Origin of the sequence: Azonexus caeni (assembly GCF_048146105.1) — a bacterium.
Classification (GTDB): domain Bacteria; phylum Pseudomonadota; class Gammaproteobacteria; order Burkholderiales; family Rhodocyclaceae; genus Azonexus; species Azonexus aromaticus_B.
Genome location: NZ_JBKJAD010000021.1, coordinates 1 through 23,180, shown reverse-complemented (window position 1 = coordinate 23,180; position 23,180 = coordinate 1). Strand labels below are relative to the sequence as shown.

Here is a 23,180-nt window from a genome sequence, read left to right as displayed (position 1 = left end):
CTCGGGGAAGAAGCGTGCAGGGTGTGAGGCCGAGCTTAGCAGAGATCGCCGGCCGGCGAATTTTTTACGACATTTTTACGCGGCTGTTGCCAGAATGCGCGCACGCTTCGTTGTGCGTCATTTAGAGTGCCGCTGAACATGTCACGCCTCGCCACCGATCATCTCTCGCCGCGTCAGAAACTGGCACTGAGCGTCCTTGCCTGCGTGCTGGTCGCCATCGTCGCCGCGCCGCTGCGCGAGGTGCTCGACCTGGCCAACATGGCGATGCTCTTCCTGCTCGTCGTTCTTCTCGTCGCCGTCAGTCTCGGGCGCGGTCCGGCGGTACTGGCCTCGGTGTTCGGCGTCCTGTTGTTCGACATCTTCTTCGTGCCGCCGCATTTCTCGCTGGCGGTCGCCAACCTGCAATACCTGATCACCTTTGCGGTGATGCTGGCCACGGCGCTGATCACCGGCCACCTGACGGCGACCTTGAAGGAGCAGGCGGCCGAGGCGAAACGCCGCGAGCGGCGGACGCGCGCGCTTTACGAAGCGGCCAGCCGCCTGGCCGGGGCGCTCGATGTGGGACAGGTGCGCGAGATCGTCGATGGCTTTGTCGCCGGCGAGCTGGGCGGACGCTGTCATTTGCTGCTCGGCGACAGCCCGGCGGCGATCCGCACCGCTGCCAGCGGGTTTTCTGCGACGCTGGCGGAAGCGGTGCTGAGCGACGGTCTGCGCCGCAGCGATCAGGAAGCCGGCCAGCGGATCTATCTGCCCTTGCGGGCCCCGATGCGGGCGCGCGGCGTGCTGGTCGTCGACGCCAGCAAGCCGCCGGTCGAGGACGAACTGGCGCTGCTCGATGCGCTTGCTTCGCTGACGGCAATTGCTGTCGAGCGCCTGCATTACGTCGAGGTGGCGCAACAGAGCGAGTTGCAGATGGTGACCGAGCGACTGCGCAGCTCGATCCTGTCGGCCTTGTCGCACGATCTGCGGACGCCGTTGACGGTGCTGGTCGGGCTCGCCGATTCGATCGCCCTGGCGCCGGCGCTGTCGGCGCCGGTACTGGAAAACGCCGCCGCGCTGCGCGACCAGGCGGCCCGTCTGGCCGGTCTGGTCGGCAACCTGCTGGAAATGGCCCGTCTCAACGCCGGATCGGTGACCCTGCGCCAGGAGTGGCAGCCGCTCGAGGAGGTGGTCGGCAGCAGCCTGAAACTGCTCGGCGCCGCGCTCGGTCGTCACCGCTTGCGCATCGACCTGGCGCCGGATCTTCCCCTGCTGCGTTTCGACGCCGTGTTGATCGAGCGGGTGCTGTGCAACCTGCTCGAGAATGCCGCCAAGTATTCGCCGGCCGCCGGCGAGATCCGGCTGGCCGCCGAACTGGCCGGCGACTGGGTCGAGATTTCGGTCAGCGACGAAGGGCCTGGCTTCCCCGACCTCATCGCCGAGCAGTTGTTCGGCATGTTCGTGCGCGGCAGCGGCGAGTCGGCGATGCCCGGCACCGGGCTTGGCCTGGCGATCTGCCGGGCGATCGTCGATGCCCACGGCGGTCGCATCCGGATCGAGAACCTGGCGGGGCGGGGCGGTCGCGTCGTCGTCGCCCTGCCGCGCGGCGAACCGCCAGCGGTCGAGGAGGAAGCATGAGCGAGCAGGCGCCGCGCGTGCTGCTCGTCGAGGACGAGGCGCAGATTCGTCATTTCGTCCGGTTGGCGCTGGAAGCGGAAGGCTGCGCGGTGAGCGAGGCGGCGGGCGTGGCCGACGGGCTGGCGCGCGCCGGCGCCGACGATCCTGCCTTGGTCGTCCTGGATCTGGGGTTGCCCGACGGTGACGGTGTCGATTTCATCCGTTCCTTCCGCGCCTGGTCGGAACGACCGGTACTGATCCTGTCGGCGCGTACCGAGGAAAGCCACAAGATCGATGCCCTCGACGCCGGTGCCGACGATTACCTGACCAAGCCTTTCGGCGTCGGCGAACTGCGTGCCCGCGTCCGCGCCCTGATGCGGCGCCGCCAGCGCCAGGGCGGCGTTTCGCCCTGGCTCGAATTCGGCAATGTGCGGGTCGATTTCGCCCGCCGCCAGGTGACGCGCGACGGCGAGGCCGTCCACCTGACGCCGATCGAGTACCGCCTGCTCGCCATGCTGCTCGCCCACCCCGGCCAGGTGCTGACGCAGCGCAAGTTGCTGGCCGAAATCTGGGGCGCCTCCTACGTCGAGAGCAGTCACTACCTGCGCGTCTATGTTGGTCATCTGCGCCAGAAACTCGAGGACGACCCAACCCAGCCGCGTCATTTCCTGACCGAAACCGGCGTCGGCTACCGCTTCCAGCCCGACGCATGAACCGTTACGCTCCCGTCCTGCGCGCCCTGGGCATGGTCATCATGCTCTTCGCGTTGACCCTGTTGCCGCCGCTGTTCCTCTCCTGGGCCGCGGACGACGGCGCACAGAACGTCTACGACGAGGTTTTCGCGCTGACCCTGCTCTGCGGTCTCTATCTCTGGTACCGCTACCGCAACGTCAAGCGGGAAATGAATGTGCGCGACGGCTTCCTGATGGTCGTCCTGGTATGGACCGTGTTGCCCGCGTTTGCCGCGCTGCCTCTCATGCTGCAACTGGGCATCAGCCATACCGACGCCTATTTCGAGGCGATGTCCGGCCTGACGACGACCGGTGCCACCGTGCTTTCCGGCCTCGACCAGCTACCGTTGTCGATCAACCTGTGGCGCCACGAACTGGTCTGGGTCGGTGGCATGGGCCTGATCGTTCTCGCCATCGCCATCCTGCCGCTGCTCGGTATCGGCGGCCGCCAGATGTTCAAGGCCGAGACGCCGGGGCCGATGAAGGACGCCAAGATGACGCCGCGCATCGCCAGCACGGCCAAGGGGCTGTGGGTCGTCTATGTCGGCGTCACCATCCTCTGCGTGCTCGGCTACAAGCTGGCCGGCATGGACTGGTTCGACGCCGTCTGCCACGCCTTCTCGACCATGGGGCTGGGCGGTTTCTCGACGCACGATGCGAGTTACGGCTATTTCAACTCGCCGGCGATCGAGGCGGTGGCGATCGTCTTCATGCTGATCGCCGGCATGAATTTCGGCACCCTGTTCGTCGCCGTCAGCCGCGGCTCGCTCAAGCCCTACCTGAGCGATCCGGAAGCCGGCTGGTTCCTCGGCGTGTGTCTGGTCTCGGTACTCGGCATTGCGCTCTTCCTGCGTGCCAACGAGGTCTACCCGGATTTTGCAGAAGCGCTGCGGCATTCGGCGTTCAACGTCATCTCGATCGCCACGACCACCGGTTACGCCAGCGTCGACTTCGCCCAGTGGCCGTTGTTCGCGCCGTTGTGGATGCTGTTCCTGTGCAGCTTTGCGACCAGCGCCGGGTCCACCGGCGGCGGCATCAAGATGGCGCGCGCCCTGCTGCTCTACAAGCAGGTCTACCGCGAGATCGTCCGTGCCCTGCACCCGAACGCCGTCTACAGCGTGCGCATCGGCGGCCAGGTGGCGCCGTCGAGCATCCTGTTCGCGGTGCTCGCTTTCGGTTTCATGTACATGGTCAGCATCGTCTCGCTGACCCTGGTCATGGTATTCACCGGGCTCGACGTGATCACCGCCTTCACGGCGGTGGTCGCTTCGGTCAACAATACCGGGCCGGGGCTTGGCGAGGTCGGTCCAGCGACGACTTTCGCCGTGCTCGAGGATTTCCAGACCTGGGTCTGCATTTTTGCGATGCTGCTCGGTCGGCTGGAAATCTTCACCCTGCTCGTGGTCCTGACGCCGGCTTTCTGGCGACGTTGAACGAAGACAATACCGCATGAACATTCTCATCCTCGGTGCCGGCCAGGTCGGCGCCAGTCTCGCCGAAGCGCTGGTTTCGGAAGCCAACGACATCACCTTGGTCGATCTCGATGCCGGGGCGTTGGCGCAACTGGCCGACCGTCTCGACGTGCGCACGGTGACCGGCAACGCCGCCTTCCCGTCGGTGCTCGCCGAAGCCGGCGTCGAAACCGCCGACCTGATCGTCGCCGTCACCCAGTCCGACCAGTCCAACTTGGTCGCCTGCAAGCTGGCGCACAGCCGCTTTGCCGTGCCGACCCGGATCGCCCGCCTGCGTTCGCCCGATTTCCTCGACCCGACGCTGTTGTCGACCGACAACTTCGCGGTCGATTTCGCGCTCTGTCCGGAGCAGGAAATCAGCGACTACATCGGCAAGCTGGTTGAATACCCGGAAGCCCTGCAGGTGGTCGAGTTCGCCGAAGGGCGGCTGACCATGGTCGGCCTGCGCGCCTACGAGGGCGGCCTGCTGGTCGGCAAGCCGATCCGCGCCATGCGCGGCCACCTGCCGTCCGGCGTCGATGCGCGGATCGCGGCGATCTTCCGCGACACGCGGGCGATCAACATCGACGGCGACACCGTCGTCCACGCTGGCGACGAGGTCTTCCTGCTTGCCGCCACCGAGCATATCCGGACCGTGCTCAAGGAACTGCGGCGCATGCAGAAGCCGGTGCGCAAGGTGATGATCGCCGGTGCCGGCAACGTCGGCGCGCGCGTCGCCGGCCGCCTGGAAGGAAGCTGCGAGGTCAAGCTGGTCGAAAGCCGGCCGGCGCGCGCCGCGCTGGTCGCCGGCTGGCTCAACCGGACCCTGGTGCTGACCGGCGAGGCCACCGACGAGACGCTGCTGGCGCGCGAGGAGATCGGCAGCATGGACATGTTCCTGGCGCTGACCAACGACGACGAAAACAACATCATGGCCGCCTCGCTGGCCAAGCGCCTGGGCTGTCGTCGCGTGCTCGCCCTGATCAACCGCGAGGCCTACGCCGACATGGTCCAGGGCGGACCGATCGACATCGGCCTGTCGCCGGCCCAGGTGTCGATCGGCGGCCTCCTGACGCACGTCCGCCAGGCCGACGTGGCGCGCGTGCACAGCCTGCGCCGCGGCGCTGCCGAAGCGCTCGAGCTGGTGGTGCGCGGCGAGCGCGGCAGTTCGCGTGTGGTCGGCCGCCGGATCGAGGAACTGCCGGAAATCCACGGCGCCAGCATCGCCGCCGTCGTGCGCGGCGGGCGGGTGATCATCCCGCACCACGACACACTGATCGAAGCCGGCGACCACGTCGTCGTCTTCTGCACCCGCAAGCGCTACATCGCCGCCGTCGAGAAGCTGTTTCTGCCGACGGCCTCGCTGCTGCCCGGCTGGTTCCGCTGAAGGCGGCCGCTCAGCGGCGCTGCAGCAGCACCCCGCACTCCAGGTGGTGGGTGTAGGGGAACTGGTCGAAGACCGCCGCCGCGGCGATGCGGTGCGTGGCCTGCAGGGCGGCGACGTTGTCGCGCAGGGTCTGCGGATTGCACGAGATGTAGAGGATGTTGGCGAAGCCGGCGGCGATTTCCAGGGTCGCCGGGTCGAGGCCGCTGCGCGGCGGATCGACGAACAGGGTGCTGAAGTCGTGGCTGGCGAGGTCGATCTCGCGCAGGCGCTGGAAGCTTTCGCGGCCGGCCAGCGCGGCGCTCAGTTCCTCGCTCGCCATGCGGACGACCGCCGTGTTGGCGATGGCGTTGCGCTCCAGGTTGTGCAGCGCGGCCTTGACCGAGGTCTTGCTCACTTCGGTGGCGAGCACGCGGCGGAACAGCGGCGCCAGGGCGACCGTGAAGTTGCCGTTGCCGCAGTACAGTTCGAGCAGGTCGCCACCCAGACCGGCGGCCTGGGTCCGCGCCCAGGACAGCATCTGGCGGTTCACGCCGCCGTTCGGCTGGCTGAAGCTGCCTTCGTATTGCCGGTAGTGCAACTGGCGGCCGTCGAGTTCGAAACTTTCGTCGACCCAGTCGCGTTCGAGCACCAGCTTCTGCCCCTTGCTGCGGCCGATGATGGCGATGCCCAGGGTGCCGGCGAGCGCGCGCGCGGCGGCTTCCCAATCGGCGTCGAGGCGGCGGTGGTAGATCAGGGTGAGCAGCAGGTCGCCGCTCAGCGTGGCGAGAAATTCGACGGCGTAGAGCCGGCGCTGCAAGGTCTCGCTGGCCAGGGTGGCGTCGCGCAGGCGCGGCATCAGCGCGCAGATCGCCGCATCGGCGGCGGGAAAGTCGCGCATCAGTACCGGCTGGCGCGGGTTTTCCGGGTCGAACATGGCGTAGTCCCAGACCCCGTCATGGTGCCAGGCGCGGAACTCGGCGCGCAGCCGGTAGTGCAGCGGCTGCGAGGCGTGGGCGGTCGGCGGCGGCAGCTCGCAGGCGGCGAAATCGGCGGCAAAGGCGGCGAGCTTGGCGGCCAGTTGCTGGTCGTAGCGGGCAGGGTCGAGGTCGGGCAGGGGCATCGGGCGGCGCTCGGGACGGCGTGACGGAAAACGGCGGACTATACCGCGCCCGGCCCCCGTCCGGCAAAGCCGGTGTGCCGGGACGGGCGTTACCGGTAAGCGGCCCGTCAGGCAATCCGGATTATGATTCGTACCATGCTTTCCTCTATGCTTCATCGCCGACCGGTGGCGGTCATCGCGCTGGCCCAGCTATTCGGCACCTCGCTATGGTTTTCCGCCAACAGCGCGGCCGACGATCTGGCGCGCGACTGGGGCATCGGCGCCGGCGGCATTGGCGCCCTGACCGCCGCAGTCCAGCTCGGCTTCATTACCGGCACGCTGGTCTTCGCCCTCAGCGGACTGGCCGACCGTTTTTCCGCCAGCCGCATCTTCGCCGTCAGCGCCGTTCTGGGTGCCGTCGGCAACGCGCTGTTCGCGGCCGGCGCCAGCGGGCTCGGCAGCGGCCTGCCGCTGCGCTTCCTGGTCGGCGTCTGCCTGGCCGGCATCTATCCGCTGGGGATGAAGCTGGTAGTGAGCTGGGTTCCCGAGCGGGCAGGCAGCGCGCTGGCCTGGCTGGTCGGCATGCTGACCCTGGGCAGTGCGCTGCCGCACGGCATCCGCTTCCTCGGCAGCGAACTCGCCTGGCCGTGGCCGGTCGCCGCCTCGTCGCTGCTGGCCTTGCTCGCCGCCGGGCTGATCCTGCGCCTCGGCGACGGGCCGCACTTGCCGGCTGCCCGGCGCGGTGCGCGGCTGCACTGGGGGCGGGTCGTCGAGGCCTTCGCCATCCCCGAGTTCCGCGCTTCCGCCTTCGGCTATTTCGGCCACCAGTGGGAGCTTTACGCGTTCTGGACGCTGGTGCCGATGCTGCTGGTCGGCAGCGGCGTCGTGCCGGCCGGCAGCGCCGCCTTGTCCGGGCTGGCTTTCGCCGTCGTCGCGGTCGGCGGGCTGGCCTGCGTGCTGGGTGGCTACTGGAGCCGGCGCATCGGCAGCGCCCGCGTCGCGGCCTGGGCGCTGGCCGGCTCGGCCTGCTGCTGCGCGCTGTTTCCGCTGCTGGCCGGTGGGCCGTCCTGGCTGCCGCTGTTGCTGCTGCTCGCCTGGGGCTTCTGCGTGGTGGCCGATTCGCCGCATTTTTCGGCGCTCTCGGCGCGCGCCTGCCCGCCGGCCATGGTCGGCAGCGCGCTCGCCTTCCAGACGGCGATCGGCTTCGCGGTGACGCTGCCGGCCATCCATCTCGGTAGCGCGCTGGTCGATACGCTGGGTGTCGGCGTCGCCTGGCTGTTGCTGCCCGGTCCCCTGCTCGGCCTGGTCGGTCTGGCGCCGTTGTGGCGGCGGGGGTGAGGGCGGCTGTCCGGTAGCTATGACGAAAGGCGGCATTGGCGCCGGCTTGGGGCTAGAATGCCGCTTTGCACTTCGCACCCGGCCCGGTGGCCGTATCCGTCGCGGAAGTGCGATCAGGATTTGCCGGGGTTCCTGCCGCCATGACTTCTGTTTCCGCGCTACGCCTGAGCGATATCGCCAGCACCGCGGTGCTGACCGTTCCGCCTGATCTGCCGCTGTCGGCGGCGGTCGGGCGCTTCTCCGGACAACACGTTTCGTCGCTGATCGTCGTCGAGGACGGCCGGCCGCTCGGCATCCTCACCGAATGGGATTTGCTGCGCCTGCTACGCCAGGGGGCGTCCGGCGAGGCAACGGTGGCCGAGGTGATGAGCGCGCCGCTGATCACCGTGCGCCCGGAAATGGATTTCGCCGCCGCCCAGTTGCTGATGAACAGCCGCGGCATCCGCCATCTCGTCGTCGTTGACGGCGACGGTCGCCTGTTCGGTATCGTCAGCGAAAGCGATTTCCGGCGCCAGCTTAATCAGGACCTGTTCGAGCTGATCCGTGACCTGAAGGCGATCACCGAACGGGCCGAACCGATGGTCGAGCCGGCGTGCCCGATGCAGGCGGTCCTCGAACTGATGGCTGAACGCCGCCTCGATCACGTGCTGGTCGGCCGCGACGGCGACGCCGAGGGGATCATCACCGAGCGCGACCTGCCGCGGCTGATCGCCGTCTGGGGCGATCTCGACCGGCTGACCGCCGGCGACGTCATGTCGTCGCCGCTGCACGCCGTCGATGAGGACGTTTCGGTGGCCGAGGCGGCGCGCCGCATGGACGTCGAGCAGTTGCGCCACCTCGCGGTGCGGGCGCGCGACGGCCGCCTGATCGGCGTCGTCAGCCAGCACCGCCTGCTCGAACGCCTGGGTTCGGTGCTTGCCGAGAAGGGGCGCAGCCGTCTGGCCGGCCAGCTTGACATGGTGCTCGAGGCGACCGGCGTCGGCACCTGGGAATACGACCATCGGCGTGACCTGCTGACGCGTAGCGTCGCGCTAAACAGCGTCTTGCAGATCGCTCGCGACAACGTTTTCGAGGCCTTCGACGAGGCCCTGGAGCGGATCGAACCGGCCGACCGCGAGCGGGTCAGCGCCGCTTTTCGCGGCGGGCTGCTGGGGCCGGACGGGCAGTTCGCCGTCGATTTCCGGGCCCGCGACATCGCCGGTGGCGTGCGCTGGTTCAGCTCCCGGGGCAAGGTGATCGAGCGCGACAGTGAGGGCCGGCCGCTGTTTTCGGCCGGCGTGTCGATCGACATCGACGCCCAGAAACGCCACGAAAGCGAACTGCAGCGCAGCGAGGCGCGCTTTCGCAGCCTGCTCGAGAACGCGCCGCTGCCGATGTTCTACATCGACGCCGGGCAGCGCATCGTGTTCACCAATCGCCGTTTCCACCAGTTGTTCGGCTACGCCGCGGCGGAAATTCCCGATCTCCTGGCCTGGGCACAGCGCGCCTTCCCGGACCCGGCCTACCGGGCGGCGATCGACCGGCAATGGCAGGCCACGCTGCGTGCCGTGAAAAGTGGCGGCGAACTGCGCCAGCTCGAATGCGACGTCACCTGCCGCGACGGCCAGGTGCGCAGCGTCGGCATCTCGGCGGCGATGCTCGGCGACGATTGCCTGGCCTCGTTCATCGACTTCACCGAACAGCGTTTCCAGCAACGCCTGCTCGAATTCGGCAACGTCATCCTGCACCTGATCTCGATCGCTGCGCCGCTGCCCGACGTCCTGGCCAACATCTGCCGGCACATCGAGGCCGCCGGCAGCAGTCTGCATTGCGCCGTGATGCTGCTCGACGAGGATGGCGTCCATCTTCGACCGGGGGCGGCGCCCAGCCTGCCGGCCGCCTATGGAGAGACGATCGACGGCATGGAAATCGGCCCTGCCGCCGGTTCCTGCGGCACTGCCGCCTTCCTGCGCAAGGACGTCTTCGTCGCCGACATCGTCGGCGACCCACTGTGGTCGAATTACCGCACCCTGGCCGAAAAATTCGGCATGGCGGCCTGCTGGTCGTCGCCCATCCTCGCCACCGACGGGAGTGTGCTCGGCACTTTCGCCATCTACTGGCCAAGGCCGGCGCCGACGATCAGCCACACCGTGCGCCGTCATGTCGAGGCGGCGACGACGCTGGCGGCAATCGCCATCGAAAGTACCCGGCGCGAGGCGGCGATGCTGTCCATGCTCGAAGAACGGCGCCAGGCCGGCGCACTGGTGCGACGCCTGTCGCAGGCAATCGAGCAGAGTCCGGTGGCGGTCGTCATCACCGATCTGGAAGCGCGCATCGAGTACGTCAACCAGGCTTTCGTCAGGGTCAGTGGTTATTCGGCCGAGGAATTGCTGGGGCGCAATCCCCGCCTGCTGCAGAGCGGCCTGACACCGCGCAGCCAGTACGAGACGATGTGGGAAACCCTGCTGCGCGGCGAGATCTGGGAAGGACAACTGACCAACCGCAACCGGCAGGGCGAGATCTACTACGAATACGCGGTGATTTCGCCGATCCGCGAACCCGACGGCCGGATCACCCATTACCTGGCGGTGAAGCAGGACATCACCGAACGCAAGCGGATCGGCGAGGAACTCGACCGTCATCGCCACCACCTCGAAGATCTGGTGCGCCAGCGTACCGCCGAACTGGAGGCGGCGAAGGCCAGCGCGGAAGTCGCCAGCCGGGCGAAGTCGGCCTTCCTCGCCAACATGAGCCACGAGATCCGGACGCCGATGAACGCCATCGTCGGGCTTGCCCACCGCCTGCTGCGGCAGGCGCAGGGCGAGGTCGAGAAATCGCACCTCGGCATGATCAAGGCCTCGGCCGACCACCTGCTTTCGGTGATCAACGACATCCTCGACCTGTCGCGCATCGAAGCCGGCAAGCTGGCGCTGGCGCAGACCGATTTCAACCTGCCGGAACTGCTCGAGCGGACCCTGGCCCTGGTGCACGAGCGGGCGCAGAGCAAGGGGCTGGCGTTGCACCTCGACGCACCGGGCCTGCCGCTGCTGGTGCATGGCGATCCGACCCGGTTGTCGCAGGCCTTGCTCAACTACCTGAGTAACGCCATCAAGTTCACCGAGCACGGTTCGGTGCTGCTGCGCGTCCGTCTGCAGTCGCGCGACGGCGAGCGCCTCTACCTGCTGTTCGAAGTCTGCGATACCGGCATCGGCATCGACCGGGAAACCCAGGCTCGCTTGTTCAATCCCTTCGAGCAGGCCGATAGCTCGACCACCCGCCTGCACGGCGGCAGCGGCCTCGGCTTGGTGATCACCCGCGAACTGGCCGAACTGATGGGCGGTACCGCCGGTTGCGACAGCGAGCCGGGGGCGGGCAGCCGTTTCTGGTTCTCGGCCAGCCTGGGCGTGGCCAGCGGCACGCCGGCGTCACGCCCGCAACTCGCCGGGGAATCGGCGGAAGCGAGCCTGGTCCGCGATTGCCAGGGCGCCCGCATCCTCGTCTGCGAGGACAACCCGGTCAATCAGGAGGTGGCGCGCACGCTGCTCTGCGATATCGGCCTTTCCGTGGACACCGCGGCCAACGGCGAGGCCGGCCTGGCGCTGGTGACGCGAGAATCCTTCGACCTGGTGCTGATGGACGTGCAGATGCCGGTGATGGATGGTCTCGAAGCGACGCGCCGCATCCGCGCGCTGCCGCAGGGGCGGGAACTGCCGATTCTGGCGATGACCGCCAACGCCTTCGCCGAGGATCGCAAGACCTGCCTGGCTTGCGGCATGAACGATTTCGTCGCCAAGCCGGTCGATCCCGACGCGCTCTATGCCGCGCTGCTGCGCTGGCTGCCGCGCCGTCCGCCGCGTCCGGCGCCGCCGTCCGATCCCGAGGTGGCGCTGGCCAGCCTGCCGGGCTTCGACGCCGCGGCGCTGCTGCGCATCGTGCGCGGTCAGAGCGGGCGCGCGGTGAAGCTGCTGCGCATGTTCGCCGATGGCCACCATGACGACGCGGCGCGCCTGCGCTCCTTGCTCGCCGCCGGGGAGACACAGGCCGCACAGCAACTGGCGCATGCCCTGAAGGGCGCCGCCGGCAGTTTGTCGCTGCAGCTTGTCCATCGCCTGGCCGGCGAGATCAGCGATGGCCTGCGGCGCGACGAAGCGGTGACGATAGACGCGCTGGCCGCCGCGCTGGCCGGCGTCTGCGCTGGCATCGCCGAGCTGCCGGAAGGCTGAAGCGGCGGCGCTGGCGCCGCTCAGGCCTGGCCCGCCCGCGGCTGCAGGCGTTCGATCTCGCTTTTCAGCATCGCCGCGTTGACCGGCTTCGCCACGTAGCCGTCCATGCCGGCGGCGAGGCAGGCTTCGCGGTCGCCGGCCATGGTGTTGGCGGTCATCGCGATGATCGGCAGCGGCCGGCGGCCGCTGGCGCTTTCCCGCTGGCGCCACTGGCGGGTGGCTTCGAAGCCGTCCATCACCGGCATCTGCAGGTCCATCAGGATCAGGTCGATGTCGGGCAGGGCTTCCAGCAGGTCGAGGGCTTCCTGGCCATGGCCGGCAAGGCTGATCCGGTGTCCCTGTTTTTCCAGCAGCGCCCTGGCCAGTCGCTGATTGATCGGGTTGTCCTCGACCAGCAGGATGTGCAGTTCCCCGGTGTTGCCGGCCGGATTGGCCGCTTCCTCGTCACCGGCGCGGCGTTTGTCCGGCCGCCTGGCCTGCTCGCGGACTTCGCGTTCGGCGGCGATCAGTTCTTCCGGCAGCAGTGGCTTGGGCAACTCGCGCGAAGCGAAGCTGCGCGACGCGGACGGCGCCGCGGCGTTCATCGGCACCAGCGCCAGGACCACCGCGCCGACGTGCAGGCCGCTGCGGTAGAGCGGCATCTCGGCGAAATTGGCCGGCAGCCAGTCCTGTTCGGCGACCAGCACGTCGTAGCGTGCCGTCTCGCCCAGTCTGGCGCTTTGCCGCATCTGCTCGCGCAACGATTCGCTGCTGGCGCATAGCTGCACCTGGCGGCGCTGCTTGCGCAGGCCGGCGGCGAGCAGCTTGCGCAGGCGCTCGTTGCGCACGGCGAGCAGCCACAGGCTGTCGATGCCGGCTTCGGGCGCGGGCGGCGGCCCGGCGTCGCCATCTTCGGCGAGGGGAAATTCCAGTTCGAAGTGGAAGTTGCTGCCGGCGCCCGGGGTGCTGTCGACGGCCAGCTCACCGCCCATCAGGCGGACGATTTCACGGCTGATGGTGAGGCCCAGTCCAGTACCGCCGAAGCGCCGGGTGACGCTGGCGTCGGCCTGGCCAAAAGCTTCGAAGATGGTCGCCTGTTTGGCGTGGTCGATGCCGATGCCGGTGTCGATCACCGCCAGGCGCAGGCGGCACGGGTTCTTGCCGGTGGTGGCAAGGGCGATGCGCAGCGTCACTTCGCCGTGCTCGGTGAACTTGATCGCATTGCCGATCAGGTTGAGCAGCACCTGGCGCAAGCGGCCAGGGTCGCCGAGCAGCGCGTCGGGAACTTCGGGGGCGATGTCGACCAGTACTTCCAGGCCTTTTTCGGCAGCCCGCGCGGCGAGTACGCGGGCAGTGCCGAGCGCCAGCTCGCGCAGGCGGAAGGGTGTCACTTCGAGGACCATGCGGCCGGCTTCCATCTTCGAGAAGTCGAGGATGTCGTTGAGGATCAACATCAGCGATTCAGCCGACTGGCGGACCAGTTCGAGGTACTGGCGCTGCGTGGCGTCGAGCTCGCTGTCCAGGGTCAGCGCGGTGAGGCCGAGGATGCCGTTCATCGGCGTCCGGATCTCGTGGCTCATGTTGGCGAGGAAGGCGCTCTTCGCCTGGTTGGCGGCTTCGGCGTCGGCCATCGCCTGGCGCAACTGCAGTTCGTCCGCCTTGCGCCGGGTGATGTCGCGGAAAGCGGTGACCGAGCCGGCGATGCGCCGGCCGTCGTAGAGCGGTGTGCTGCTGACTTCGACCGGCAACGGGCTGCCGTCGGCACGCGAGAACTGTTCCTCGCCGAAGAAGTGCTTGCCCTGTTTGACGTTGCGGTAGATCGGGCATTCGTCGAGCGGGCCGCAACCCTGGTCGCCATGGCGGTGAAACAGGTAATGGCCGACCTGGCCGACCAGATCCTGGCGCGCGAAACCGAGCAACTGCAAGGCGGCGGCGTTGATCAGCATGACCCTGCCGTATTCGTCGAGGACGTAGAGACCGTCGCCCATGGTTTCGGTGACGGCGACCAGGTTGCGCTGCTCGCGCACGACCCGCTCGCGCGACTTGATCAGGCGCAGCAGCAGGAAGAGGAGGATGCCCAGGGTGACCAGCATGAGGGCGAGCTGGGTCAGGAATTCGCGGCGCAGGACGTCGATGTAGGGGGCCGGTGTGTAGGACAGGATGTAGGCGCTGGACAGGCCGGAGACATCCTTGATCGGCAGGAAGCTGACCACCCAGGGTTGCTCGTCGATGCTGAGGCTGATCGAGAAGGCACGGAAGTCGTCCATGCCCTTGCGCACTTCGGGCATCCTGTACAGCTTGCGGTTGATCGCCTTGAGTACGGGCGAAGGTGCTGGCGGGCTGTCCGGCAGGACGACCTGCGGGTCCTCGACGAGGAAGTCGGGATGGATGTCGGATTCGCCGTACAGCCAGCGCTCGGACTCGAACAGCACGGGCAGCGTCGTCGCCTTGGCCAGCACGAAATGAAACTCGCGCGATGGCTGTAGCTGATGCATGGCATCGCTGATGACGCGGAAGCCGATGCTGGTTTCAACGCTGCCGAGCAGGCGCTCGCCGTCGAGCAGCGGGTGTACGAAGCGGAAGCCGGACTTGACGCGGCCGGCCTCGAAGCCCTGGACGGCTTGCCGGGTTTGCAGGGCCTTGCGGATCGAGGGGCGGATGGCGAGCAGATTGTCGCCGTATTTCTGCGGTTCGTGGAAGCGCAGGAAACTGTTGCCATCGGCGGTCTGGAAATGGAGCTGGCGGATGCCGAGCTGGCGCAGGTTGCGGTAGCTTGGCGCGAGCAGGCGGTAGAGCCGGGCGCGGTAGGGAATCTGCGCCTCGCCCCGGGTGTGCGAGGCGGCATCCATCAGACGCAGCACTTCTTCCTGCTTGATCCGCTCAAAGAACAGGATGCTCGTCGCCTTGGCGTAGGTCTGCAGGCTGGCTTCGTAGATCGTGCTCAGCGCCTGGATGTGTTGTTCTTCGTGCAGGCGTTGCTTTTCGAGCTGACTGTTGTGCAGCAGCCAGGTGCCGATCAGCGGCAGCGCCAGGAAGGCGAGCAGCGCCCAGCGGTGGCCGAAGCGCTTGCCTGCCTTGACCAATGCGTCGGACATGCTCAGAAGTTGCCTTTTTCCGGGATGCTGGCTTGCCGCCGCAGGCGCCGGACGACATCGTAGTCGGCATCGCTTGCCACAATCGCGCCATGGCGCAACTGTGCTCCCCAGGTGGCGAGCAGGGCCTGGTCGCGGCCCTTGGCGTCGAGGCTGGTCAGCGCCTGGCGCAGTTCCTCGATGCGCTGCGCGGACAGGCGGCGGCTGTTGGCGATCAGCGCGAAGGCGGGCAGCGGCGCGGTCTCGGCCAGCACGCTGACGCCCAGATGGGCGTAGCGCTGGGCGATCGCTGTCTTCATGCCACCGAAATCGAAATCGCCGCTGGCGACGGCGAGGGCGACCTCGTCATGCTTGTCGAGGTAGCGGAAGCGCTGGTTCTCGAGCTTTTCGCCGCGTTCGCGCAGCATCCCGTCGACGGCCAGAAAGCCGCAGGTCGATAGGGGTTGGGTCAGGGCGAAGGTCTTGCCGCTCAGCGGTTTGGTCAGTTTGGCGCCGGCGCCGATCAGGGCGCAGGAATAGGTCGCCTGGCCGTTCTTCTCCAGGAAATGCACCAGCGGCTCGGCCTGCGGATAGTTTTCGCGCAGGCTGACATAGGGCAGCGGGCCGAGGTAGGCGAGGTCGATCTGGCCGGTGCGGAAGCGTTCGAGGATTTCGCCGTAGGAGGTCGAATAGCGGATCTCGACCTTGGTGCCCAGACGTCTTTCCAGGTAATCGAGCAGCGGCTTGAACTGCTTGATCACTTCTTCCGGCTGCTCCATCGGCAGTGGCGCGAAGTACAGCGTCTGCGCCAGTAGCGGACGGTAGCCGAGCAGGGCCAGGAAAAAGACGAACAGGAAGGCGCAGCGGCGGGACGCGGGGAAGCGCATGATCGGCGTCGAATCGGGACAAAGCCTCATTCTACGCCGATCGCCCGGCAATCCGCTGGGCGGCCGGGGCTTACGCCCGGCTCTGGATTTCCTCGATGTAGCCGAGCATGCCGGTCTGGATGTTGCCGGCGTTGCCTTCGTCGGTGTCGATGTGCATGGCCAGCCGGAAAGCCGGGTTAACGCGCACCACGACGTCGCCGAAGATCAACTGGCGCTCGCCTTCGACGCGGACGCGGACGACGGTGTTGTCGCGCACCCGGAAGCGGATCGCGTCATCCGGCGACATGTGGATGTGGCGTTGCGCGCAGATCACGCCGCGTTCGATCTGGCTGCTGCCGTAGGGGCCTTCGAGCGTCAGCCCGGGGGTGCCGGCGAGGTCGCCCGACTGGCGGATCGGCGGCTGGACGCCGAGCTTGAACTGCTCGGTCATCGCGATCTCGACCTGGGTTTCCTTGCGCGTCGGGCCGAGCACGCGGACGTTGGCGATGCGCCCCTTGGGTCCGACCAGATGCACCTTTTCCTCGCAGGCGTACTGGCCGGGCTGCGACAGTTCGTGCATCGGTGTCAGCTGGTGGCCGGGGCCGAACAGCGCCTCGACGTCGGCTTGCGCCAGGTGCACGTGGTGGGCCGAGATTTCGACCGGGATCGGCGCCTCTTCGGCCTGCGCTTCCAGCAGCAGTTCGTTGCGTTCGATGGCGCGCAGGGTTTCCCAGGCGACCAGGCGTTCGTCGTCGTTGGCGACGACGAGGATCTGCACCGGCGAATCGTCGGCGGAAATGACCGCGTAGGAATCGAACTTGCCGAGATGGCGGTTCTTCTCCTCGTCGAGCTTGATGCCCATGTAGCCGAGGCCCTGGCAGGCCAGGCTGCGCACCGTGGCGCTGGTTTCGCCGATGTCGCCGGTGAAGGCGAGGACGTCGATGCCGCCCATCGCCGCCGCATAGGCGCCGATGTTCTTGCGCACCTGGTAGCAGAAGGCCTTGTGCGCGAGCAGCGCGCGGTGGTGGCCGTCGGCGGCGGCGGCCTCGATCTCGTGAATGTCGTTGGAAATGCCGGAGATGCCCTTCAGGCCGCTGTCGCAGTTGATCAGCGTGGACAACTGGGCCGGCGACATCTGGTGTTGTTCCATCAGGTGGATCATCACCGCCGGGTCGATGCTGCCCGAGCGGCTGGGCATGATCAGGCCGTCGGTCGGCGTCATGCCCATCGTCGTGTCGACCGAGCGGCCGTGGTCGATGGCGCACAGCGAGGCGCCGATGCCGAGGTGGCAGGAGACGATTTCCAGCTCGCCGAGCGGCCGCTGCAGGACTTCCGCCGCCTTCAGCGAGACGTAGCGGTGCGAGGTGCCGTGGAAGCCGTAGCGGCGGATGCCGTGCTGCTTGTAGAGGTCGTAGGGCAGGCCGTAGAGGTAGGCGTAGGGGGCCAGCGTCTGGTGGAAGGCGGTGTCGAAGACGGCAACCTGCGGCACGTTCGGGAACTGCTTCAGTGCGACGCGGATGCCGGCGACGTTGACCGGGTTGTGCAGCGGCGCGAAGACGGCGAGTTCCTCGATGTCGGCGATCACCGCCGGGGTGATCACCGCCGAGCTGGAGAAGCGGTTGCCGCCATGGACGACGCGGTGGCCGATGGCGACGACGTCCTCCGGGTGGAAGGTGAAGGCCTTGCCGAGGCGGGCGGTGGCTTCGCTCATCACCTTGAACAGGTCGGACAGCTTGAACGGCTCGTGTTCGAGGGTCTGCCGCTGCGGCCCGACCATGACCGTGATCTGCGCGTGCTGCTGGTCGGCGTTGTCGATGATGCCGTGGATGTCGGCGCCGCTTTCCTCGGTGTCGTAGATGCCGAAGTGGATCTGGCTGATGCCGACGTTGAGGGCGACGACCTTGCCCGGCTGGCGGGTGGTCAGCGACAACAGGTCGCCGGCGCCGGCCTTGGCCTGACCGTCGGCGGCGAGTTCGCCAACGCTGATCGCCCGCGTCCGTTCGGCGAGCAGCCGCGACAGGTAGGCGACCGCCTTGGGATTGACCAGGATATGCGAGGCGAAGACTTCCTGCGGCACCATCAGAACGAAGCAGCGGTTGCCGGCGATCACGTCGGCGGCAATGCGGTCGCCGGTGAGCAGGGAGAGCACGCCGAAGACGTCGCCCGGGCCGAGCTGGGCGATGACCGTGCGGGTGCCGGTGTTGTCGGCATTCGAAATCTCGGCATGACCACTGATCATGATGCCGAAATGGCGGGTTTCATCGCCGGTCTCGAGCATCGCCTCGTTGCCCTCGAAGGTGGCAAGCCGGGACTTGATGACGATTTCCTCGACCTTGTCGGCCGGGAAGCTGGCGAACAGGGGTACCTGTTCGAGGAAGAAGCGTTTCAGGTCGATTTCGCTCATGCTGATCCCACCATTTTTTGCCTAGTATAGTGGGCGAAGACTACCATTGTGTTGCGGTGCAGCATAGAGGGGTTTCCACAGGTTTTACCGGCAGCCGGTGCGCGGCTACCGGCTGCTTCAATTCACCCCGGAACGCTTGATCAGCGCCTGCAGCTCGCCCACCATGCCGCGCCGGAAGGCGAGCACGCAGAGAACGAAGATGACGCCCATGATCACCGTCACCCAGGAGCCGACCGAATCGGCCAACTGGGTCTGCAGGGAGACGATGGTGGCGGCGCCGACGATCGGCCCGAGGATGGTGCCCAGGCCGCCGAGCAGGGTCATCAGCACCACTTCGCCGGAAGCGTGCCAATGCACGTCGGTCAGCGAGGCGAGCTGGAACACCAGGGTCTTGGTCGCCCCGGCGGTGCCGGCCAGCGCAGCCGAGATGGTGAAGGCGATCAGCTTGAATTTCGTGACGTCGTAACCGAGCGAGATGGCGCGCGGTTCGTTTTCGCGGATCGCCTTGAGGATCTGGCCGAACGGTGAATGGATGGTGCGGTAGATGACGAAGAAGCTGAAGCAGAAGATGGCATACACCAAGTAGTACATGGCGATGTTGTCGGAAAGATCGACGACGCCGAGCAAGTGGCCGCGCGGCACGCCCTGCAAGCCGTCCTCGCCGCCGGTTTCCTTGATCTGGACGCAGAGGAAGAAAACCATCTGGGCCAGGGCCAGGGTGATCATCGCGAAGTAGATGCCGGTGCGCTTGATCGCCAGCCAGCCGAACAGCCAGCCAAGCAGCCCGGCGGCGACGGTGCCGGCAAGGATGCCCAGCTCCGGCGTCAGGCCGACGTCGCGCACCACCATGCCGCAGACGTAGCCGGCGGTGCCGAGAAAGGCGGCATGACCGAAGGAGAGCAGGCCGACGAAGCCGAGCAGCAGGTTGAAGGCGCAGGCGAACAGCGCGTAGCAGAGGATTTTCATCAGGAAGGTCGGGTACACCGCGTAGGGGGCGACCAGGCCGATGGCGAAGAGGACGCCGAGGAGCAGCGGCATTTTCGACTCGGGGAAGGCGGCGGGCGCATTCATGTGCTTTTCCTTTGACGGCTCAGGTCTTGCCGAACAGCCCGGCCGGGCGCACCAGCAGGACGATGACCATGATGACGAAGACGATGACGCTGGACGCTTCCGGGTAGAACACCTTGGTCAGGCCCTCGATCAGGCCGAGGCCGAGGCCGGTGAGAATCGAGCCCATGATCGAGCCCATGCCGCCGATGACGACGACGGCGAAGACGACGATGATCAGGTTGGAGCCCATCAGCGGATTGACCTGGAAAACCGGGGCGGCGAGCACGCCGGCAAAGGCGGCGAGCGCCACGCCGTAGCCGTAGGTGAAGGTGATGAGCAGCGGCACGTTGATGCCCAGGGCCTGCACCATCTGTGAGTTCTCGGTGCCGGCGCGCAGGTAGGCGCCGAGCTTGGTGCGCTCGATCATGTACCAGGTGCCGAAGCAGACGGTGAGCGAGGCGACGATGATCCAGGCGCGGTAGATGGGGAGGAACATGAAGCCGAGGTTGAGGCCGCCGGACAGCAGTTCGGGAACTTCGTAGCTTTCGCCGGAGATGCCGTACTGGTCGCGGAAGATGCCTTCGATGATGAGCGCCAGGCCGAAGGTGAGGAGCAGGCCGTAGAGGTGGTCGAGCTTGTACAACCGGCGCAGCATCAGGCGTTCGATGACGACGCCGACGGCGCCGACGATCAGCGGCGCGGCGATCAGCGCCACCCAGTAGTTGATGCCGAAGCGGGTCAGCGCGATCCAGGCGACGAAGGCGCCCATCATGTACTGCGCGCCGTGGCAGAAGTTGATGATGTTGAGCAGGCCGAAGATGATCGCCAGCCCGAGGCTGAGGATGGCGTAGAAGGAGCCGTTGATCAGCCCGACCAGCAACTGGCTGCCGAGCAGGGCGGTGGGGATGCCGAAGATTTCCATGGGGCGCTCCAGGCCCGTTGCCGAGCGGCGCCGGCAACGGGCATTGCGATGGCTGCTCTTATTTCTTGATCAGCGGGCAACGCGACTGCGCCAGCGGCTGGAAGGCCTCGGCCGCCGGGATCGTCGCCTTGATCGTGTAGTAGTCCCACGGGTACTTGGAGTCGGCCGGTTTCTTGACCTGCACCAGGTACATGTCGTGCACCATCCGTCCGTCGTCGCGGATCTGCCCGTTCTTGGCGAAGAAGTCGTTGATCGGCGTCTTCTTCATCATCGCCATCACCTTGCTGGTGTCGTCGCTGCCCGCCGCCTTGACCGCCTTCAGATAGTGATAGATCGACGAATACTGGCCGGCCTGGACCATGGTCGGCATTTTCTTCTGCTTGTCGAAGAAGCGCTTCGACCAGGCGCGGGTTTCGTCATTGCGGTCCCAGTAGAAGCCGGTGGTCAGGAACATGCCCTGGGTCGGCTTGAGGCCGAGCGAATGGACGTCGGTGATGAACATCAGGAGGCCGGCCAGCGACTGCGTGGGCGTGATGCCGAATTCGGCCGCTTGCTTGATCGCGTTGGTGGTGTCGGCGCCGGCGTTGGCCAGGCCGATGACCTGGGCGCCCGAGGCCTGCGCCTTGAGCAGGAAGGACGAGAAATCGGAACCGGGGAAGGGGTGGCGCACCGAGCCCAGCACCTTGCCGCCATTAGCGGTGACCACGGCCGACGAATCCTTTTCCAGAGAATGACCGAAGGCGTAGTCGGCGGTCAGGAAGAACCAGTTCTTGCCGCCTTGCTGGGTCACCGCCTTGGCCGTGCCGTTGGCCAGCGCGTAGGTGTCGTAGGTGTAGTGCACGGTGACGTCGTTGCACTGCTCGTTGGTGATCGGCGTCGAGGCCGGGCCATTCATGATGGCAATGCGGTCCTTCTCCTTGGCGACTTTCATCACCGCCAGCGCGGTCGAGGTGGTGACCAGCTCGGTGACGGTGTCGACGTTTTCGCGTTCGATCCACTCGCGCGCCTTGTTGGAGGCGATGTCGGCCTTGTTCTGGTGGTCGGCGGTGACCATCTCGATCTTGAAAGCGGGCTTTTCCCTGGCGATGAAGTCGTCGATCGCCATGCGGGTGGCCAGCACGGCGCCGGAGCCGGCGAGGTCGGAATAGGTGCCGGACAAGTCGGTGAGTACGCCGATCTTGACCGAGCCGCCGGAAATCTGGGCCGAGGCCCCGGTGGACAAGGCGGCCAGTGCGGCGGCGCAGGCGGTAATCGCAAATTGCTGGGTTCTCATGGGTGTCTCCTCCTGGTGGGCGGCTCGGCTAGACGCCGAGTGTCTGGTGCAGCCAGTCCATCTTCCCGGGCAGTTCCTCGTGGCTGATGGTGGCGATGATTTCACCGTGTTCGAGCACGTAATGGCGGTCGGCCAGCGGTGCCGCGAAACGGAAGTTCTGTTCGACAAGGACGATGGTGAAGCCGCGTCGCTTCAGTTCGACGATCACCTCGCCCAGCTTCTTGACGATGACCGGGGCGAGGCCTTCGGTGATCTCGTCGAGCAGCAGCAGCTTGGCGCCGGTGCGCAGGATGCGGGCCATGGCCAGCATCTGCTGCTCGCCGCCGGACAGCTTGCCGCCCGGGCTGGCGCGGCGTTCCTCGAGATTGGGGAACATCTGGTACAGCTCGTCGACCGACATGCCGCCGCTCGAGATGATGGGCGCCAGGGTCAGGTTCTCCTCGGTACTGAGCGAGGTGAAGATGGCGCGCTCCTCGGGGCAGTAGCCGACGCCGTGGTGGGCGATCTTGTGGGTGGGTTCGTGGATCACCTCGTTGCCGCTGATCATGATCGAGCCGGTGCGCCGGCCGACCAGGCCCATGATCGACTTCAGGGTGGTGGTCCGCCCCGAGCCGTTGCGGCCGAGCAGGGTCACGCATTCGCCCTTGGCGACGCTGAGATCGAGACCGTGCAGGATGTGCGATTCGCCGTAGAAGGCGTGCAGGTCGCTGAGGCGGAGGTATTCGGGGTGCGGTTTGAAGGCGCTGGTCATGGTCGTCGTCCGCTCAATGGTGCGCGTCGTTCATGTTGTCGGAGCCGACATAGGCTTCCAGTACCTGTGGGTTCTTCGAAACCTCCTCGTAACTGCCCTCGGCCAGCACGCTGCCGCGGGTGAGCACGGTGATGCGGTGGCAGAGGTGGGCGACCACCGACAGGTTGTGTTCGACCATCAGGATGGTCCGATTGGCCGACACCTTGCGGATCAGTTCGACCACCCGCTCGATGTCCTCGTGCCCCATGCCCTGCGTCGGTTCGTCGAGCAGCATCATCTCCGGCTCGAGCGCCAGGGTCGTGGCGATTTCCAGCGCCCGCTTGCGGCCGTAGGGCATTTCTGAGGTCATGGTGGCGGCGAAGCTGCCCAGGTCCACCGCTTCGAGCAGCGCCATCGCCTCGTCGTTCAGACGGTTCAATGTCTTGGCCGACTTCCAGAAGTGGAACTCGGTGCCCAGCTTGCGCTGCAGGCCGATGCGCACGTTTTCCAGCACCGTCAGGTGCGGGAAGGTGGCGGAAATCTGGAAGGAACGGACGAAGCCCCGGCGGGCGGTGAGCGCCGGCGGCTCGTGGGTGATGTCCTGGCCGTTGAAGTGGATGCTGCCGGCGGTCGGCGGCAGGAACTTGGTGACCAGGTTGAAGACGGTCGTCTTGCCGGCGCCATTGGGGCCGATCAGGGCGTGGATGCTGCCGCGCTCGACTTGCAGATTGACGTCGGCAACGGCGGTGAAGCCCTTGAATTCCTTGGTCAGACCACGGGTTTCAAGAATCACGTCGCTCATCGTGTACCCCGCTGACTGGCGCCATCTGGCGGGGGGAGGTGCAGTGTATCGGTGTCGGGCAGGACGACCATCGTTGTCTCCTGGTGATTATGGATACCGCAACTGTTTTATCGATGAGGAATTATTGCATGCTCGGAATGGGCTGGGGGCGGGAAATTGGCTGGGGTTTACCCTTAAGGAGACGCTGATTTATTCCGATTTTCGGAACGACGATAGCGTTGGGATGAGAAAATGCTGAAAGCGTGACAGCGGGTAGGCGAGATGACAAAGCAAGCGAGCTTTTCTGAACTGGAATATGCG

At 66.7% G+C, this 23,180-nt stretch carries 15 protein-coding genes; 6 read left to right on the top strand and 9 right to left on the bottom strand.

Annotation, left to right across the window (positions count from 1 at the left end; genetic code table 11):
- Positions 1-138 precede the first annotated feature (138 nt).
- Genes ACLIIZ_RS16830 through trkA form a run of 4 tightly spaced genes read left to right on the top strand, consistent with a single transcriptional unit; the run spans position 139 to position 5,165 of the window.
- The gene (locus tag ACLIIZ_RS16830) at positions 139-1,617 is read left to right on the top strand and encodes a DUF4118 domain-containing protein (protein WP_416693933.1); all 1,479 of its coding nucleotides are present in this window, start codon (positions 139-141) and stop codon (positions 1,615-1,617) included.
- Positions 1,614-2,309 carry a two-component system response regulator KdpE gene (gene kdpE, locus ACLIIZ_RS16825; protein WP_416693932.1) on the top strand — a complete coding sequence of 232 codons (696 nt, stop codon included), beginning with the start codon at positions 1,614-1,616 and terminating at the stop codon, positions 2,307-2,309. Before ACLIIZ_RS16830 ends, kdpE begins: the two co-directional genes overlap by 4 nt.
- Positions 2,306-3,760, top strand: a complete 1,455-nt coding sequence (locus ACLIIZ_RS16820) for a TrkH family potassium uptake protein (RefSeq protein WP_416693931.1) — start codon at positions 2,306-2,308, stop codon at positions 3,758-3,760. Before kdpE ends, ACLIIZ_RS16820 begins: the two co-directional genes overlap by 4 nt.
- A gap of 16 nt (positions 3,761-3,776) precedes the next feature.
- Positions 3,777-5,165 carry a Trk system potassium transporter TrkA gene (gene trkA, locus ACLIIZ_RS16815; RefSeq protein ID WP_416693930.1) on the top strand — a complete coding sequence of 463 codons (1,389 nt, stop codon included), beginning with the start codon at positions 3,777-3,779 and terminating at the stop codon, positions 5,163-5,165.
- A gap of 10 nt (positions 5,166-5,175) precedes the next feature.
- Here the strand turns inward: trkA and trmA are convergent, their stop codons facing one another.
- Complete coding sequence (gene trmA, locus ACLIIZ_RS16810) at positions 5,176-6,264, bottom strand: tRNA (uridine(54)-C5)-methyltransferase TrmA (protein WP_416693929.1); 1,089 nt, start codon at positions 6,262-6,264, stop codon at positions 5,176-5,178.
- 135 nt (positions 6,265-6,399) lie between these two features.
- Here trmA and ACLIIZ_RS16805 point away from each other — a divergent pair, with 135 nt between their 5' ends.
- Both ACLIIZ_RS16805 and ACLIIZ_RS16800 read left to right on the top strand, forming a co-directional pair.
- Entirely contained in the window at positions 6,400-7,581 is a 1,182-nt protein-coding gene (locus ACLIIZ_RS16805) for an MFS transporter (protein ID WP_416693928.1), read from the top strand.
- Positions 7,582-7,721: 140 nt separating this feature from the next.
- Positions 7,722-11,783 (top strand): CBS domain-containing protein, encoded by a 4,062-nt coding sequence (locus ACLIIZ_RS16800; protein ID WP_416693927.1) that lies wholly within the window; start codon positions 7,722-7,724, stop codon positions 11,781-11,783.
- Positions 11,784-11,803: 20 nt separating this feature from the next.
- On the opposite strand, the gene ACLIIZ_RS16795 is transcribed toward ACLIIZ_RS16800, so the two are convergent.
- The 8 genes from ACLIIZ_RS16795 to ACLIIZ_RS16760 all read right to left on the bottom strand — a co-directional run bounded on the left by ACLIIZ_RS16795 (position 11,804) and on the right by ACLIIZ_RS16760 (position 22,880).
- Positions 11,804-14,857 (bottom strand): ATP-binding protein, encoded by a 3,054-nt coding sequence (locus ACLIIZ_RS16795; RefSeq protein WP_416693926.1) that lies wholly within the window; start codon positions 14,855-14,857, stop codon positions 11,804-11,806.
- 2 nt (positions 14,858-14,859) lie between these two features.
- Positions 14,860-15,720, bottom strand: coding sequence for a PhnD/SsuA/transferrin family substrate-binding protein (locus tag ACLIIZ_RS16790; RefSeq protein ID WP_416693925.1), 861 nt, complete (start codon positions 15,718-15,720; stop codon positions 14,860-14,862).
- 70 nt (positions 15,721-15,790) lie between these two features.
- Positions 15,791-18,103, bottom strand: a complete 2,313-nt coding sequence (locus ACLIIZ_RS16785; RefSeq protein ID WP_416693924.1) for an acetate/propionate family kinase — start codon at positions 18,101-18,103, stop codon at positions 15,791-15,793.
- A 117-nt stretch (positions 18,104-18,220) separates the two neighbouring features.
- Positions 18,221-19,174, bottom strand: coding sequence for a branched-chain amino acid ABC transporter permease (locus tag ACLIIZ_RS16780; RefSeq protein ID WP_416693923.1), 954 nt, complete (start codon positions 19,172-19,174; stop codon positions 18,221-18,223).
- A gap of 19 nt (positions 19,175-19,193) precedes the next feature.
- Entirely contained in the window at positions 19,194-20,075 is an 882-nt protein-coding gene (locus tag ACLIIZ_RS16775) for a branched-chain amino acid ABC transporter permease (RefSeq protein WP_416693922.1), read from the bottom strand.
- 58 nt (positions 20,076-20,133) lie between these two features.
- Entirely contained in the window at positions 20,134-21,348 is a 1,215-nt protein-coding gene (locus ACLIIZ_RS16770; RefSeq protein ID WP_416693921.1) for an ABC transporter substrate-binding protein, read from the bottom strand.
- Between the two features lie 28 nt (positions 21,349-21,376).
- Entirely contained in the window at positions 21,377-22,099 is a 723-nt protein-coding gene (locus ACLIIZ_RS16765) for an ABC transporter ATP-binding protein (RefSeq protein ID WP_416693920.1), read from the bottom strand.
- Between the two features lie 13 nt (positions 22,100-22,112).
- Complete coding sequence (locus ACLIIZ_RS16760; RefSeq protein WP_416693919.1) at positions 22,113-22,880, bottom strand: ABC transporter ATP-binding protein; 768 nt, start codon at positions 22,878-22,880, stop codon at positions 22,113-22,115.
- Positions 22,881-23,180: the final 300 nt, after the last annotated feature.